At 74.4% G+C, this 15,754-nt stretch carries 12 protein-coding genes; 6 read left to right on the plus strand and 6 right to left on the minus strand.

Annotated elements, in window-relative coordinates; genetic code table 11:
* Positions 1–257 precede the first annotated feature (257 nt).
* Complete coding sequence (locus ABTZ99_RS35930; RefSeq protein ID WP_499617733.1) at positions 258–611, minus strand: DUF2203 domain-containing protein; 354 nt, start codon at positions 609–611, stop codon at positions 258–260.
* Between the two features lie 125 nt (positions 612–736).
* Positions 737–1,894 carry a glycoside hydrolase family 6 protein gene (locus ABTZ99_RS35935; protein ID WP_498775683.1) on the minus strand — a complete coding sequence of 386 codons (1,158 nt, stop codon included), beginning with the start codon at positions 1,892–1,894 and terminating at the stop codon, positions 737–739.
* A 187-nt stretch (positions 1,895–2,081) separates the two neighbouring features.
* On the opposite strand from ABTZ99_RS35935, the gene ABTZ99_RS35940 reads away from it, so the two are divergent.
* Both ABTZ99_RS35940 and mycP read left to right on the plus strand, forming a co-directional pair.
* Positions 2,082–2,888 carry a bestrophin-like domain gene (locus tag ABTZ99_RS35940; protein ID WP_499617710.1) on the plus strand — a complete coding sequence of 269 codons (807 nt, stop codon included), beginning with the start codon at positions 2,082–2,084 and terminating at the stop codon, positions 2,886–2,888.
* 216 nt (positions 2,889–3,104) lie between these two features.
* On the plus strand, positions 3,105–4,364 hold the full coding sequence (mycP, locus tag ABTZ99_RS35945) for a type VII secretion-associated serine protease mycosin (RefSeq protein WP_499617711.1): 1,260 nt from the start codon (positions 3,105–3,107) through the stop codon (positions 4,362–4,364).
* A gap of 381 nt (positions 4,365–4,745) precedes the next feature.
* Here mycP and ABTZ99_RS35950 read toward each other — a convergent pair whose 3' ends face one another.
* Both ABTZ99_RS35950 and ABTZ99_RS35955 read right to left on the minus strand, forming a co-directional pair.
* The gene (locus tag ABTZ99_RS35950; RefSeq protein WP_230571209.1) at positions 4,746–5,042 is read right to left on the minus strand and encodes a WXG100 family type VII secretion target; all 297 of its coding nucleotides are present in this window, start codon (positions 5,040–5,042) and stop codon (positions 4,746–4,748) included.
* A 29-nt stretch (positions 5,043–5,071) separates the two neighbouring features.
* Positions 5,072–5,401 carry a WXG100 family type VII secretion target gene (locus ABTZ99_RS35955; protein WP_230571210.1) on the minus strand — a complete coding sequence of 110 codons (330 nt, stop codon included), beginning with the start codon at positions 5,399–5,401 and terminating at the stop codon, positions 5,072–5,074.
* Positions 5,402–5,558: 157 nt separating this feature from the next.
* On the opposite strand from ABTZ99_RS35955, the gene eccCa reads away from it, so the two are divergent.
* From eccCa to ABTZ99_RS35970, 3 genes are read left to right on the plus strand one after another with little or no spacing between them, the layout of a single operon-like run.
* Positions 5,559–9,506, plus strand: a complete 3,948-nt coding sequence (gene eccCa, locus ABTZ99_RS35960) for a type VII secretion protein EccCa (RefSeq protein ID WP_499617712.1) — start codon at positions 5,559–5,561, stop codon at positions 9,504–9,506.
* Complete coding sequence (locus ABTZ99_RS35965) at positions 9,503–9,880, plus strand: hypothetical protein (RefSeq protein ID WP_498775672.1); 378 nt, start codon at positions 9,503–9,505, stop codon at positions 9,878–9,880. Before eccCa ends, ABTZ99_RS35965 begins: the two co-directional genes overlap by 4 nt.
* Complete coding sequence (locus ABTZ99_RS35970; protein ID WP_498775670.1) at positions 9,877–11,145, plus strand: hypothetical protein; 1,269 nt, start codon at positions 9,877–9,879, stop codon at positions 11,143–11,145. Before ABTZ99_RS35965 ends, ABTZ99_RS35970 begins: the two co-directional genes overlap by 4 nt.
* Positions 11,146–11,209: 64 nt before the next feature.
* Here the strand turns inward: ABTZ99_RS35970 and eccB are convergent, their stop codons facing one another.
* Positions 11,210–12,619 (minus strand): type VII secretion protein EccB, encoded by a 1,410-nt coding sequence (gene eccB / locus ABTZ99_RS35975; RefSeq protein WP_498775668.1) that lies wholly within the window; start codon positions 12,617–12,619, stop codon positions 11,210–11,212.
* Between the two features lie 3 nt (positions 12,620–12,622).
* On the minus strand, positions 12,623–13,903 hold the full coding sequence (eccD, locus tag ABTZ99_RS35980) for a type VII secretion integral membrane protein EccD (RefSeq protein WP_499617713.1): 1,281 nt from the start codon (positions 13,901–13,903) through the stop codon (positions 12,623–12,625).
* Positions 13,904–14,002: 99 nt separating this feature from the next.
* On the opposite strand from eccD, the gene ABTZ99_RS35985 reads away from it, so the two are divergent.
* The gene (locus tag ABTZ99_RS35985) at positions 14,003–15,745 is read left to right on the plus strand and encodes a serine/threonine protein kinase (RefSeq protein WP_499617714.1); all 1,743 of its coding nucleotides are present in this window, start codon (positions 14,003–14,005) and stop codon (positions 15,743–15,745) included.
* Positions 15,746–15,754: the final 9 nt, after the last annotated feature.

The following is a 15,754-nucleotide window of genomic DNA, read 5'->3' on the forward strand; positions in this document are numbered from 1 at the left end:
CGGGAAAAGCGTCCGCCAGGCCTGCCCGGCTTCGACCAGCCTATGGCACCCGAACCCATGTCAAATCGGGCCTAGGTGGGTGAGTTGCGGGTCCGCTGTGCGGCGGTTGAGGTGAGTGGACTTCGGTGGGTGCGGTGCGGGTCCGTTGTGGTGAGGTGGAGCGGGGAGGGGGTGCGCCGGTTCTGCGTCGTCCTGTCCGTTGTGGACTGGAGGGGTGTGGGCGCGTCGGAGCGGTGGTGGAGCGGGGAGGTGAGTGGTTAGGGGAGGGGGCGGCGGCCGGCGAAGCCCAGGTCGGTTCGGTGGTACCAGTTGAGGCCTTGGTCGCCTTCGATCCAGCACAGCAGTACCGGGACGCCGTCGAGTTCGGAGGGGAAGTCGACCAGTAGTGGTGCGAAGCCCTTCAGCTCGGCGCCGGTGGCCTGCACCGTGGTCATCAGGTCGTCCAGTCGGGCCTGCGCGGCCTTCAGCTCGGGCAGGCCGCCGAGGTCGGTCGGGCCTCCGCCCTCGAGCGAGGCGGCCAGCTCGGCGGCGTCCGCCCGGATCTCGACGATCTCGGTGAGCACCGGCAGGAGCTTGGTCAGTTCTTCTCGCGCCTCGGGCACGCTGAACACGGTCACCCCTGGTCTGCCGGGAGGTTCGTACCCGGACAGGTTACCCGTGGCGGGGTGGGTCGACGTCGGTGGCAGGAGGGGTTCGGCGTCGGGGCCACCAGCGGCCGGTGGCCCCGACGTCGACGTCAGCGCAGCGGTGGTGAGGCCAGCTTCGCCAGTTCCAGCGCCTGCTCCGGCCACCAGCGGCCGGCGGCCGGGCCGCCCTGGCACTCGCCGTCCGACTCACCGGGGCGCTTGATCCACAGGAACGCGTCCACCAGCGGGACGCCGGTGTTCGCCGTGGGACGTTCGCCGAGACCCCGGCCCGGCGGGTTGCACCAGTCGGTCTCGCCCTCGCCGGGCGTGTAGTGGCCGCGGCCGTTGCGGCTCGTGTCCAGCACGAAGTGCGTCATCTTCGCCTTGAGCACGGGCATCGCGTCCAGCTCGTCGTTGGCCGGGCAGGTGGTCGCGCCGGCCTTCGTGCGCAGGTGGATGCACTTGGAGACGCGCGTGCCGTACTGGACCAGGTCCTCGGTGAAGCGGTAGTTCGAGGTGTTGAGCGCGAAACCGTCCGCTCGCGTGACGCCGCCCTGGAGCAGTCGGTTGACGATGCCCAGCTGCTGGCGCGGCTCGCCGTAGCCCGCGTCGTAGTCGTTGAGCGCCTGCCACGCGGAGTGCCCGGCGTCGAGGTAGACGCGGGTGTGCTTGCCGCGCTTGAGGGTGTCCACCGCGTGGTTGATCTCGCGGAACCGCTGGGGCACCAGCTCGGCGTCCGGCCCGATCGTGCACCACGGCTCGCTGGTCAGCAGGGCCAAGCCGTCCGGCTCGACCACCACGACCGCCTTCTCGTCACCGATGCCGGCGGCGAAGGCGTCGATCCACTCCTTGTACTCCTGCTCGCTGCGCGCGCCGCCCGCGGACCACTGCGAGCAGTCCCGGTAGGGCACGAAGTACGCCACGAGCACCGGCACCTGGTCCTTCGCCCGCGCGGCGCGCACGACGTCGCGCACGTTCTGCCGCACCTGCTCCGCGCCCGCCGTGGTGAACCAGATCGCGGTGGGCTGCGCGGCCACGCCCGCCATCAGGTCGGCGTCCGCGGTGCGCCCCTCGGCTCGCCACTGCTCGGCCTGTCGCGCCGCGTTGCCGTCCGGTTCGACGTAGAACGACGTGCCCTTGGGCAGGTGCGGCGGTCCCGAAGCCGTCACCGTCCCCTCGGCACCGGCACCGCTGACGCCGATCAACACGCACACGGCGGTCGCCGCCAGGGTCAGCCCGACGCGCCGTCGTCTCGGTCCGCTGTTCACTCGACCACTCCTCACGGAGCGCTGCTTGGGAGCGCTCCCAACCGGCCGCAAGCATGCGTCCTCATGAGCTGCATCACAACCCCCGGTCACGTGTGCGGGCCCCGTTTCGTGATCCGGTCGTTACCTGGACGGGTGCTTGTCGCCGTTCGAGTTGTCGGCGACAGCGGCGGGGTCTACCTCTGGAACGGTGATCACCACCGTTGCGGCCGCGGTCTGCGCACTGGCGCTGGGCCTGTTCTTCAACTGGTTGTTGAAGCGCCGCCGCCACATCGAGCCCGGCGAGCCGATCACCAACAGCGACCTGACCAGCCCGATGGAGACGCTGGCCGTGCTGCTCCTGGCGTTCGTGCTGGTGGTGGCTGCCGAGTCGTACAGCGCGGCGGACGAGGCGGCGCGCGTGGAGGCCAACGTGGTCGACCACTTCTTCGAGGTCTCCGAGTTCGCGCCGGAGCCGGCCGGGCAGGCGTTGCAGGGCTCGACCGTCTGCTACGCCCGCGCCGTGCTGACCCACGAGTGGCCGAACATGGAGGAGGGCTCGGGCACGTCGCCCAAGCCGAGCGTCTGGAGCACCCGGTTCCGCGCGGTGTTCAAGCAGCTGGGGGCGGCGGACCCGCTGTTCGAGACGTTGGTCGAGACGGACGCGCGGCGTTCGGAGGCGCGCAGTGAGCGGGTGGCGCAGTCGGTGCCCGCGATCCCGGAGATCCTCTACTGGTTCATGGTGGTCACGCTCGCGGTCACCGTGATGGCGTTCGCGTTCAACCTGCCCGCGCGCAAGCGCGCGGTGGAGGTCGCCACGCTGGTGGTGCTGACCACGCTGTTCACCCTGAGCCTGCTGCTCATCCGGGACGTCGACCGGCCGTTCGCCGGGGTGATCAGCGTGTCGTCCGACGCGATGCGCGCCGCCGCGGACGACATGGCCGAGGACTACGCCGACGTGCACGGCGCGGACACCTTGCCGTGCGACGAGACGGGTGGCATGCGCCCCGGGGCTTGATGGTTGGTCCTTGGTGTCGGTGCGGTGTGGCGGCGTCCGGGGCGGGTTCGGCTCCAGGATGTCGGTGGTGGCTGGGGTGGGTTCGGCTCCTGGAGGCCGGTGGTCCGCGGTCGTGGGGGTGGTGTGCGGGTGGTGGGTGCGGAATGGTTGCCTGGCGGGTGGCCGTTTCCGGCCAGGGCGGGAGCGGGCGGTGGGTCCCGTGTCGACGATGGGGCCGTGAGACGACTCAGCGCTGTGCTCGCGGCCGTCGCGTTCGTGGCACTGTCCACACCGGACGCCCACGCCGCGCCGCCGCCGGGCGCCTGCCGCGACCCCGAGCCCGCCCGACCGCCGATCAAGGAGCTGCCCTGGGCGCAGCAGGCGCTCGACGTGACGCGGGCGTGGCCGCACAGCACCGGCGGCGGCGTGCTGGTCGCCGTCGTGGACACCGGGGTCGACCGCGACCACCCGCAGTTGAGCGCGGCGGGGAAGGTGGCGCGCGGCGAGGACTTCTACCTGGTCGGTGACCTGCCCGGCGACTTCGACTGCGGTTCGCACGGCACCGCGGTGGCGAGCATCGTCGCCGCCGACCCGGTGGCGGGGGTCGGCTTCCACGGGGTCGCGCCCGGTGCGCGGGTGTTGCCGGTGCGGGTCGCGGACCGGGACTTGGACGACACGGGCGCGGTGAACGCGCTCGACCCCGTCGTGCTGGCGCGTGGCATCCGGTACGCCGCGGACCAGGGGGCGAAGGTGATCAATTTGTCGATGTCCGGGCAGGAGGACGACCAGCACGTGCGGGACGCCGTGGCGCACGCGGTGGCGAAGGACGCGCTCGTGGTGGCGGCGGCGGGCAACCGGCAGCAGGACGGTGGCGTCCGGCTGGCGTCGTTCCCGGCGGCGTACGACGGTGTGCTCGGCGTCGGCGCGATCGACATCGCGGGCGACCGGGTGTCCGGCTCGCAGCTCGGTGACTACGTCGACCTGGTCGCGCCGGGCAAGGAGGTGGCCGGCGCGACCCGGGCGGGCGGGCACACGTACTGGCAGGGCACGAGCTTCGCCGCGCCGTTCGTCGCGGGCACGGCCGCGCTGGTGCGGGCGGCGTGGCCGGAGCTGACGGCGCCGGAGGTGGCGCGTCGGTTGTTGGCGACGGCGAGCCCGGCTCGTGGTGAGGCTGCCGCGTACGGGGTCGGCGTGGTCAACCCGTACCGGGCGGTCACCGACGGGTTGACCTCGGCTACGCCGGAGGTCATGCCGGTGGTGGTCAAGCCGGTCGAGGATGCCGACGTGGCGCGTGAGCGGGCTTGGTGGCGGGCTGCGGTGGCGGGTGCGCGTGGGCAGGTTGTGTGGGCGGCCGGGGCGGTGATCGCGGCTGTCGTGATCGCGTTCGTGCTGGTCAACGGCCGCCGTCGGCGGTGGACGCCGGTCCGGCTCGACCCGTTGCCCGATGGGCCGCCTCCGGCAGAAGTACCGGATCAGGTGTTCCTGTTCCCCCGTTGAGGGATCGGGATGGCGGCCGCGGAAGTGCGGGGATGGCGGCTGCGGAGGCTGGGGACGGCGGCTGCGGAGGATAGGGACGGGGGCTGCGGGGATAGGGGCGGTGGCTGTCGAATTGCGGGGAGGGCGGTCGGGCCGCGAGGGCTTCTGCAAGCTTGCGAAAAAAGCGGCCGGGTTGCGGGAAAGGCGGCTGGATTGCGGGAAAGGCGGCTGGGTTGCGGGTATGGAGGTTGGGTTGCGGGAGGGGGATCTGCGGCCCTGTGGGGAAAATTGCAGGGTTGCGGAACGAGTCGGTGAGGTGCGGAAAGAGTGGGTGAGGTGCGGGAAGTCGAGGTGTGGAAAGGCCCCGGCGCCGGGAGCGTCGGGGCCTTTCCGTGTGCCTGCTCAGATTCCCGTGCTGCCGACCCGGGCCACGGCCGAGCCGAGTGCCTGCTGAAGTTCGGCGTTGGCCTTGTCCACCCCGCCGCGCAGCGCCTGCAGCATGGCCTGCTGCGCGGTCGACACCTGGTGCCACGCGGCGCTGATCTCGCTGAACTGGCCACCCGCCTGGTCCAGCCAGTCCGCCGAGGTGGCGCCGGCGGTGGTGCGCCAGGTGTCCATCTCCTGCTCGACCCTGGCGACCGTCGAGGCGATCTGCGCGGCGAGCCCTTCGAGTTGGGCGAAGTTGCCCTTGATGAGCATGTCGTTCCTCTCCTGGTCCGGCTCGGCGGTCAGCCGAGCGCGCCGCCGAACGGGCTCGCGCCCTGCACGGCGTTCAGCCCGGACGCCGAGGCCTGGTCGGCGTTGAGGTAGGTGTTCGAGGAGAACCTGGTGTTCTCGCCGAGGCTGTTGAGCGCCGTGGTGAGCCGGGCGATGCCCGCCTCCCACTGGGCGTGCGCGGAGTCGAACGCGGGCCGCGCGGTGCCCTCCCACGCGCCCTTGAGCGCGTCCACGGTGGGACGCAGCGACGCCCGGTGCCCTTCGATGTCACCGGACACGGTGGCCGCCATCGCGGCGGCCCGCTCCAGTGTCTCGGTGACACCGTGAAGTTGGTCCTGCACTCCGGTTCTCCTTTCCCCTGGTTGCCGATCGGCGCTGCCAAGCGAACCGCGCGGGGCGGGCCCGGCGGCGGCACGCGGCACGTTCCTGCCACCACCGCCCGCCGACCGTCCACCCGGCACCACCATCGGTCCCGACACCGACGAAGGGGGAGCCGGCGTGGCGACCGTGGTGGTGACGAGGCCCCGGCGCAGGCCCGCGCCGGAGATGCCGTCCGGCGAGCTGGTGCTGGAGGCGCCGCCCGAGCTGCCCCAGCCCGCCGCCCGCGCGTGGACGCAGCTGGTCGTGGTGCTGCCGATGGTGGCGATCATGGCGGCGATGCTGCTGGTGTTCGGCGGCGGCACGAGCGGCGCGCTGCGGTTCGTCGTGTTCGGGCTCTTCGGCGTGGCGATGCTGGCGATGGTGCTGGTGTCGTTGCTGAACAACAGCGGTCCGAGCAAGCGGGAGATGGCGCAGGCCCGGCGGTCGTACCTGCGGCAGCTCGCGCAGCACCGGGTGCGGGTCACCCGGTCGATCCGCCGCCAGCGCGACGCGCTGGCCCACCTGCACCCCGAGCCGGACGCGCTGCTGACGCTCGCCGCGTCGGACCGGCGGTGGGAGAGGCGCCGGTCCGACGCGGACTTCGCCGTCGTGCGCGTCGGACTCGGCCCGCAGAGCCCGGCGCTGGACCTCGTGCCGCCGGACACCGTGCCGCTGGAGCGGCTGGAACCGTTGTCCGCCTTGGCGTTGCGGCGGTTCCTGACCACCTACGCGACGGTGGCCGACCTGCCGCTGGCGCTGGCGTTGGCGGGGTTCGGCGTGATCCACCTCGGCGGCGACCGGGAACGCGCGGTGGCGTTGGCGCGGGTGGTGCTGGCGCAGCTGGCGGTGTTGCAGGCGCCGGACGACGTGCGGGTGGCGGTGTGCGCGGACGACGCCCGGCGGCCGTTGTGGGAGTGGGTCAAGTGGCTGCCGCACGCCCTGCACCCCGACCGCGCCGACGCGGTGGGACCGGTGCGCCTGGTGACCTCCGGCGTGGTCGCGCTGGAGGCGTTGCTGGACGACCTGCTCGCCGACCGGCCCCGGTTCGACCCCGACGGCGCGCGGGGCACGGCCGGGCCGCACCTGGTGGTGGTGCTGGACGGCGGCGCGGTCGCGGGTTCGGACCACCTGATGACCGGCGGCGGGGTCGAGGGCGTGACCGTGCTGGACCTGTCGTCGTCGCTGCCGCGCGTGCCGGAGCGGGGGACGTTGGCGTTGGAGGTGTCCGGGGACGGTGTGCTGAGCGCGCGGACGGTGGAGGGCGACGTCGAGCTGGGTCGCGCCGACGTGCTCGACCTGCCCTCCGCCGAGGCGCTGGCCCGTGAGCTGGCGCCGTTGCGGCTGACCGCGGGCAGCGCGGGCGAGCAGCCGCTGGCGGGTGACACCGGTCTGGAGGACCTGCTCGACCTGGGCGAGGTGTACTCCTACGAGCCGGGGGAGAACTGGCAGCCGCGGCCCAACCGGGACCGGCTGCGCATCCTGTTCGGCATCCGCGAGGACGGCACGCCGGTCGAGCTGGACCTGAAGGAGTCCGCGCAGGACGGCATGGGGCCGCACGGGCTGCTCATCGGCGCGACCGGGTCGGGCAAGAGCGAGCTGCTGCGCACCCTGGTGCTGGGGCTGGCGCTGACGCACCCACCCGAGTCGCTGAACTTCGCGTTGATCGACTTCAAGGGCGGCGCGACGTTCGCGACCCTGGACCGGTTGCCGCACACCAGCGCGGTGATCACCAACCTGGTCGACGAGCTGCCGCTGGTCGACCGGATGGCCGACGCGGTGAACGGCGAGCTGGTGCGCCGCCAGGAGCTGCTGCGCGCGGCGGGCAACTTCGCCTCGTTGCGCGACTACGACCGGGCGCGTGCGGCGGGCGCGCCGCTGCCCGAGGTGCCGACGCTGCTGGTGGTGTGCGACGAGTTCAGCGAGCTGCTGTCGGCCAAGCCCGATTTCGTCGACATCTTCGTGCAGATCGGGCGGTTGGGCCGGTCGCTCGGCGTGCACCTGCTGCTGGCCAGCCAGCGGTTGGAGGAGGGCCGGTTGCGCGGGCTGGACACGCACCTGTCGTACCGGATCGGGTTGCGCACGTTCTCGGAGCTGGAGAGCCGGACCGTGCTGGGCGTCACGGACGCGTTCAGCCTGCCCCGCGCGCCCGGCCACGGTTACCTGAAGTTCGGCACGGAGCCGATGGTGCGGTTCCGGTCGGCGTACGTGTCGGGGGTGCACCGCAGGCCCGGGACGGGTGTGGCGGCGGGCTCGGTCGAGGTGCCGGGGATGGCGCTGTTCACCACCGACTACGTGGCGCCGCCGGTCGTGCCCGTGTCGGACCCGGTGGACGAGGACGCGGTGGGCGAGAGCCTGCTGGACATCCTGGTCGACCGGTTGGCCGGTCGCGGCACGCCCGCGCACCAGGTGTGGCTGCCGCCGCTGGACCGGTCGTCCACTTTGGACGAACTGGTGAGGGCCCTCGGCACGGATCCCGTGCGCGGGCTGTGCCCGGTGGACGCGCGGCGCAACGGCGGGCTGCACGCGGTGGTGGGCCTGGTGGACCGGCCGTTCGAGCAGCGGCGCGACCTGCTGGAGCTCGACCTGTCCGGCGCGGCCGGGCACGTGCTGGTGGTGGGCGGGCCGCGCAGCGGGCGCAGCACGGCGCTGCGGACGGTGGTGGCGAGCCTGGCGCTGACCCACACGCCGGCGGAGGCGCAGTTCTACTGCCTGGACTTCGGCGGCGGGCTGCTGGGCGCGTTGCGCGGGCTGCCGCACGTCGGCGGGGTGGCGGGCCGGCAGCAGGCGGGTGCCGTGCGGCGGACCGTGGCCGAGGTGGCCGCGGTGCTGGAACGGCGGGAGCGGCTGTTCGCCGAGCACGACGTGGACGGCATCGCGGGGTTCCGGGCGCTGCGGCGCGAGGGGCGGTTCGCGGACGAGCCGCACGGCGACGTGTTCCTGGTGATCGACGGCTGGCAGACGTTGCGCAAGGAGTTCGAGGACCTGGAGGACGTGGTCTCCGACATCGCGACGCGCGGGTTGTCGTTCGGGGTGCACGTGGTGGGCGCGTGCGCGCGGCCGTTCGACCTGCGGCCGGGCATCCGGGACCTGTTCGGCAGCCGGGTGGAGCTGCGGTTGGGCGACCCGATGGACAGCGTGGTGGACCGGCGCAGCGCGGCCGCGGTGCCCGAGGGCGCGCCGGGGCGCGGCATCACGCCGGGCAAGCACCACCTGCTGGTGGCGCTGCCGCGGATCGACGGCCGGTCCGACGTGGACAGCGCGACGCCCGCGCTCGGTGAGCTGGTGGACGCGGTGGCCGCGGCCTGGCCCGGCCCGCCCGCGCCCCCGGTGCGGTTGCTGCCCGGCCGGGTGGCGCAGGCCGACCTGCCCGCGGTCGACTCGGACCTGCGGTTCGCGATCGGCGTGGCCGAGCACGACCTGGGGCCGGTGCACCTGGACTTCGCGGCCGACGCGCACTTCCTGGTGCTGGGCGACGCGGAGTCCGGCAAGACGTCGTTCCTGCGGTTGCTGGCCCGTCGGATCGTGGCCAACCGCACGCCCGAGCAGGCCAGGCTGCTGGTGGTGGACCACCGGCGGGGCCTGGTCGGCGACGTGCCGGACACCCACCTGCTCGGCTACGGCGGCGACACGTCGACCACCACGCACCTGATGTCGGAGGCGGCGCGGGCGATGGCGGCGCGGCTGCCCGGCCCGGACGTGACGGCGGAGCGGTTGCGCGCGCGGAACTGGTGGACCGGACCGGAGCTGTTCGTGCTGGTGGACGACTACGACCTGGTCGCGACCGGCCTGGACAACCCGTTGCTGGCGCTGCTGCCGTACCTGCCGCAGGGACGTGACATCGGGCTGCACGTCGTGCTCACGCGGCGGACCGGTGGTGCGGGGCGCGCGCTGTTCGAGACGTTCGTCGCCAGGCTGCGCGACGTCGGTTCGCCGGGGCTGATGCTGTCCGGCGACCGCAACGAGGGGCCGCTGCTCGGCGGCCTCAAACCCGAGCCGCTGCCACCGGGGCGCGGCCGGCTGGTCGACCGGCGGCGCGCGCCGTCGCTGGTGCAAGTGGCAGATCCGGACCGAGGGAGTAATCGGTGATCAACGGGACGAGCGAGGGCATGGCCGGGTTCCGGCCACGGCCCTTGGACCTGACGAGAGTGGCGTCGCTGGCGGTGCCGGAGGGCTGTGGCGGCGGGGTGCTGGAGTGCCCGCCGTTCCAGGCGGCCGACGAGGCCTCGACCACCGCGCTGACCATGTACCTGACCGCCGTGGACCAGGAGCTGGACCGGTGCCGGGAGATCGCGCTGGCGTGCGCCGAGGACTACGTGCGCGGGGACGGCGTCGCGGCCGAGGCGCTGGTCCGGGCGGGCGAGACCGCGCCGCTCGGGCCCGCGCCCGAGTTCGTCGAGGCGGCCCGCCTGGCGGGCATCACGCGTCGTGGGCCCGGCCGGTTGCCGGCGGGGATGTCATGAGCTACGCGGGGATGTCGCTGGAGCAGATGGACGCGATGGTGCGCAAGGAGGTCAGCCACCTCCCGCGGTTGCGGCTGGCGCGCCGGATGTGGGTGGAGGCGCGGGACGAGCTGGCGAGGTCCGGCGCGTCGCTGGGCCAGGAGATCGCCACCATCGCTCCACAGTGGACCGACCAGGCCGGTGACCTGTTCGTGGCACGGGCGTCGAAGGCGGAGCGCGGGATGGCCGAGTGGGTCGCGCGGATCGACGCGGCGCAGCCGTGGGTGGCGTTGGACAAGCTCGTCGAGGACATCCCGGAGGCGCAGGAGTTCATCGCGAGGTGCCTGCTGACGCAGAAGCAGCTGATGGCCGACCTGAACTCAGGTGGCGCCGGGTCCATCGAGGGCCAGTTCGCGGAGTTGCAGCAGCGGGCGGCGGCGCGGATGGCGGAGCTGGGCAGGCTGTTCACGGAGGCGACGAACGCCGTCCAGGCGGCCGGGCAGGGCGCGGGCGTCACGTCGGCGGGCGGCGGTGGTGGTCCTGAGGCCACGGGCGGCGGCCCCGGTGGCGGTCCGGCCGGTGGTCCCGGTGGCGGTCCCGCGGGCGGTCCGGCCGGTGCTCCGGCGGGCGGCGCGGCGGGTGCTCCCGCCGGTGGTCCGGCCGCCGGCGGTGGGGCGGCCGGTGGTCCGGCCCTGTCCGGTGGCGCGGTGGCCCCGCCGAAACCGCCGTCCGTGCCACCGCCGGTGGACCTGCCGCAGACCCGTCCGACCACGGCGCTGCCGCAGTTCCCGGTCGCGCCGCCGGGCGTCGCGCCGGCGTTGTCCGCACGCGGTGTCGGCGGGCGGGGTGTCGGCGGGCGGGGTGTCGGAGGGGCGGGCCTGACCGGTCAGTCGGGCGTGCCGATGATCCCCCGGGCGGCGAAGCCGGGCACGGTCTCGGCCGTCGCTTCGACCCCGCCGCCACCACCCGCGTTGCCGGTGGCGGGCACCACGTCGACGTCCCAGCCGGCGACGCGGGGCGGCGTGCCGCCGATGGTGCCGCCGATGTCGGGCGCCGCGCAGCCCGCTTCCGGCAAGCCGAAGCCGGGCGAGGCGCAACGCCCGCCGGCCGGCCGGGGACGTGCGCGCGTCGGCACGCCGGGAGTTCCGGAGGCGTTGCGGGGCAGGGCGAGCACCGGTGGCGTGCTGCCGACCCGGACCGACCGGCGGCGGACCGCCGAGGCGGACGCGCTGGACGAGGAGCTGTGGCAGACCGAGGAACCGAGGTCGCCCCTGACCGGCCGCTGACCGGAACGCACCGCACCGCCCGTCGCCACGAGCGACGGGCGGTGCGCTGTGCTGTCGTCGGGGCTCAGGCGCGGCGGAGGGCGGCGGCCGGGTCGAGCGGGGAGCCGTGCGGCACGCGGGAGACCAGGCTCACCGGCAGCCGCACGGGTGTGATGTCCTCGTACCCCAGCACTTCCAGCAGCTCACGGCTCGCCAGCGAGTGGGCGCGACCCTGGTCGGTCACCAGCGCCACCGTGCCCACGGGGGCGTCCGGGCCCGGCATCACCTCGACCACCGCCGCACGGCCCGGCGGCACCACGACGCGGTCGGCGAGCGGCGTCCCCGTTCCGGTGCGGCGGGCGGTGGCGGTCATCAGGGGGTCCGGGTCCGGCAGGTCGGGGTCCACCACGAGCGTGGGCGGCGCACCCTCCCCGTCGAACGCCGCGCACAGCGCCGAGCCGTCCACCGCGGCGAACTCCGGCCGCGTGGTGGGCGGCTTGCCCGGCCCGGTCGCCACCGGCGGCCCCTGCTTCGCCTGGCCCGCCACCACCAGACCCAGCGGGATGCCGACCGGCTGCCCGCCGTCGTAGGCCTGGGCGGTCGGCGGGAAGGCCCGTTGGACGTCGTACTGCAACTGCGAGATCGGCCGCAGCGCCTCCGCCTCGGCCAGGTAGTGCTGGACCTCGCCACCGGACGTCTCGACCACCAGCAACTGGCCGATCCGAGCGCCCGGCGCCGCCTTGGACGCCGCACCGGTGTCCGGCAACGCGATCGGCGCGATCGGCTCGCCCGCCGGCAGCACGTCGACCAGCGCCGAACCGACCCTGGCCCGCGGCTGCGACCGCAGCGCCAGACCCACCGCCACCGCGTCGGCCTCCTTGATCCGGTGCCGGAAACCACGCAGGAGCAGGTACTGGTCACCGGTGTCCGGCACCTCGACCAGCAGCGCCTCCGACGACAGCGCCCGCCCGCCCGGGACGCCGCCGCCGACGACGAGCACCGAGTCGTTCACGGTGGCGCCGGTGACGTCCGCGCGGGGCTGGGAGCACATCGTCCAGCCGCCGGTGAGCAGCCGGGCCGGGCCGGGCAGTGAGTCGGGCGCGTCCGCGATCCCGATCCGCGGACCGCGCGGCACACCGGCCAACGACTCCCGTGACACCGTGCGCGTGTCCGCGTGCTTGCCCAGGGCCAGCAACGCCGACACGTAGTTCGCCACCGGGTGCAGCCGCCCGTCCAGGTACACGTGCCGCGCGCCGGTCTCCTCCTCCACCACCACGAACTCGCCGCGCCACGCCGTGCTGCCGCCAGGCGACACCATCCCGTACACCCCGAACCCCGCCAGCACGACCACCGCGATCGCGATGCTCCCGAACGCCGCCACCACCGACCGGCGGAACGGCGGCTGCTCGGGATCGCTCTCGCCGGTGACCAGCGCCGACACCACGCGTTGCAGCAGGAACTGCTGCGCCTGCACCTGATCCCGGTTCGACGCCACGCCTCAGCCCCCCAACCCGCGCAGGTACCCGTACAGGCCGAGCACCGCGCACACCACCGGCACCACCGAGATCACCACGACGACCTCCAGCAGCTCCGCGTACCGCGACAGCCGCGCGTTCCGCTTCACCCTCACCAGACCCACCACGATCACGAACGCCCCGAGCCCGATCACCGCCGGTCCCGTCGGCAGGGCCGCCAGCACCGCGACGCCGGCGCCGAGCAGCGGCCCCCGTTGCCGCACCGCCGGGTACAGCCGGGCGCGCAGCAACAGCCCCACCCCGAGCACGCCCAGCAGCACCTGCGCCCACGCGTCACCGCGCGTCAGCAGGACCGCGCACGCCACCACCACGACCGCGCAGCCCGCGAGCATCCCGGTCAGCAGCCCGTCGGCGCGCACCACCGCCTCGCGCACCGCCGCACGCGCCGGTCGCGGCGGGTCGGCGAGCAGGTCGGCGGGCGTGCGCGGCAACGTCGGCAACGGCACCCGGCCCAGCCGGATCGCCAACGGCGCGCACAGCGGTGAGAACACCAGCGCCGCCCCCGCGACCACCGCGGCCGCTCCGACGCCGGTCAGCACGTCCGCCGCCAACCACGCGCCGCCCGCGCCGAGCAGCGCCGCCGTGATCGCGCCGGTGAACCACACCGCCTTCTCCGCCACGCCGATCAACGCGAGCACCGCCACCACCGCCACCGCCGAGCACGCCGTCAGCACGTGCGGCGCGCCGAGGCCCGGTCCGACGCCGACGAACAGCACGCCGCCGAGCCCGGCGAACGGCAGCGCCGACACCGCCACGACCGCGCCCGCACCCGCGTCGCCGAACGCCCGCGCGCACGTGACGCCCGCCGCCAGCAGCAGCGCGGCCAGGCCCCACGACCACCACGGCGAGCCCAGGGCCGCCATCGGCACGACGCCGAGCAGCACCAGCAGTCCGCCCGCGAGCAGACCGGCCCGCCGGGTGTGCCGGGGGCCCCAGGTGCGGCCGAGACCGGACGCGATCACGTCGACCAGGTCGTCGTACTCCAGCTCCGGCCACTCCGTGCGCCGGTGCGCCAGGTGCAGCACCTCGCCGTCGCGCACGCGGTGCGCGGCGAACGTGCGGCCGGGTTCCAGCGGCGTTCCGTCGGGTCTGCGCAGCAGCCAGCCGTCGTCGGCGGGGGGTTCGCCCGCGTGCTTCACCAGCCCCGGCAGCACTTCGGCGACCGACGAGTGCTCGGGCAGCGCCAAGTCGATGCGCCGGTGGGGTGCGGCGATCGTCACCCGCACCAGCCCTGTGGTGTTCATGCGCGCCACGATGGACCGGCCGCGCCGCCCGTGGTCGTCGTGCGGCAGCTACCGGACACGCGGCGGGGCGGCTGGACGCGGTGCGGCACCGTGGGGACAATGAGCACCGCGATGGCCAATCCTCAGGGCAACCACCTCGTACCGCTGGGCAAGGGCCCGGTGGCGACGGTGTACGCGGGCGCCGGGATGGCGTACAAGGTGTTCCCGGTCGCGCTGGACCGCCGCACGCGTGCCGCGCTGGAACGTGAGATCGGCAAGTGGCGGCGGGTGCCGTTCACCCCGGTCGTGCGCGGGGTGGAGGAGCTGGCCGACGGCGTCACGGCGGTGTGCTCCGAGCTGTGCCGGCACTCGCTGGCGGCGCGGGTGCGGCACGAGGGCGCGTTGCCGGTGGCCGAGGTGCTGGACCTGGGGCAGGTGCTGGCGGAGGCGTTGGCCGCCGCGCACGCCGCCGGGCTCGTGCACGGCGGGGTCACCGCGACGAACGTCCTGTTCCGCCCGTCCGGCGAGCCGGTGCTGGCCGACGGCGGGCTGGTGGCGCGCCGCGCGTTCCCGGCCGACCCGCCGGTGGACTTCGCCGCGCCGGAGACCGTGCGCGACGCGGTGCGCGACGCGCGGACCGACCTGTACGGGCTGGGCGCCGTGCTGTACCTGGCGTTGACGGGCGAGGTGCCGTACCCCGGGCGGATGGGGGAGCGGGCGGAGGAACACCTGCTGCGCGTGCTGGGTGCTGCGGTGCCGGAGGTGACGCGCGCCGACCTGCCCGCGGGCCTGGCCGACCTGGTGCGCGCGCTGCTGGCGGGGGAGCCGGAGGCCCGTCCGACGGACGTGGCGGCACGGCTGGCGGCGATCGCCGGTGTCGGCTTCGACGACTTCGCGGACACGACTTACGCACCGGCCCCCGGCCCGTCGTTCACGATGCCCGCCGCCGGGTCGGGCCCATCGCCTTACGCACCACCGGCATCGCTTTCGCCTTATGCCCCGCCGGTGGCGGAGCTGCCTTTCACCCCGCTGCCGGGCCACGTCCCGCCGGCCGAGCCGCCTTTCGCCGCGCCGCTGGGGCCTGTCGCGCCCGCTCCGGGCGACGTGTCGGCTTTCGGCGCGCCGGGTCACGCCTTGCCGGTTGAGTCGCCGTTCGGCCCGCCGCCGGGAGGTGCGGAGTCCGCGCCGCTCGGCCAAGTTCCGCCGGCGCACATACCGCCTGCACCGGCCCCCGAGTCGCCGTTCGGCCCGCCGCCGAGCCCCGGCGCGCACCTGCCCGCGCACGAGGTGCCGCCCGCGATGCCTCCCCGCCCGGCCGCCTCACCGATGGTCGAGCGCTTCCTCTCCTCGACACCACCCGCGGCCGACCTGCCGCCGGAGCCCTACCTGGCCGTTCCGCCCGCGCCGCCGGTGCGGATGCCCCTCGCCGAGGTGAAGCCGACCGGGAAGAAGACCGATCGGACCGGGCGGATCGGGCTGGTGGCGGGCATCGTGGGCGCGTTGGCGCTGTTCGCCGCCGCGCCGTTCCTCCTCCTCGGCGAGGACGAACCACCACCCGCACCCGCGGCGCCCACCATGAACACGCCCGACGGCAACGGCGGGGTCCAGATCGAGCTGGAAGTGGTCGAGGACGCCGGCGACAAGGTGCGGCTCGCCTGGCGCAGCTCGGCGAAGCTGGACTACGTCGTGATCGTCGCGCCCGAAGGCCAACCCAACCGGGCGACGGTGCAGTTGCGCGAGCAGACCACGCAGATCCCGGTCGAGCCCGGCCGCAAGTACTGCTTCGAGGTCCAGGGCACCGACCGCGACAACGTCTACGTCAGCCAGCCCAAGGGCATCCGCGACGCGGTCTGCGGCAGGTAGCCCGGTACC

The sequence above is a fragment of the Actinosynnema sp. NPDC002837 genome (assembly GCF_040295345.1).
In the GTDB taxonomy this organism is placed as follows: domain Bacteria; phylum Actinomycetota; class Actinomycetes; order Mycobacteriales; family Pseudonocardiaceae; genus Actinosynnema.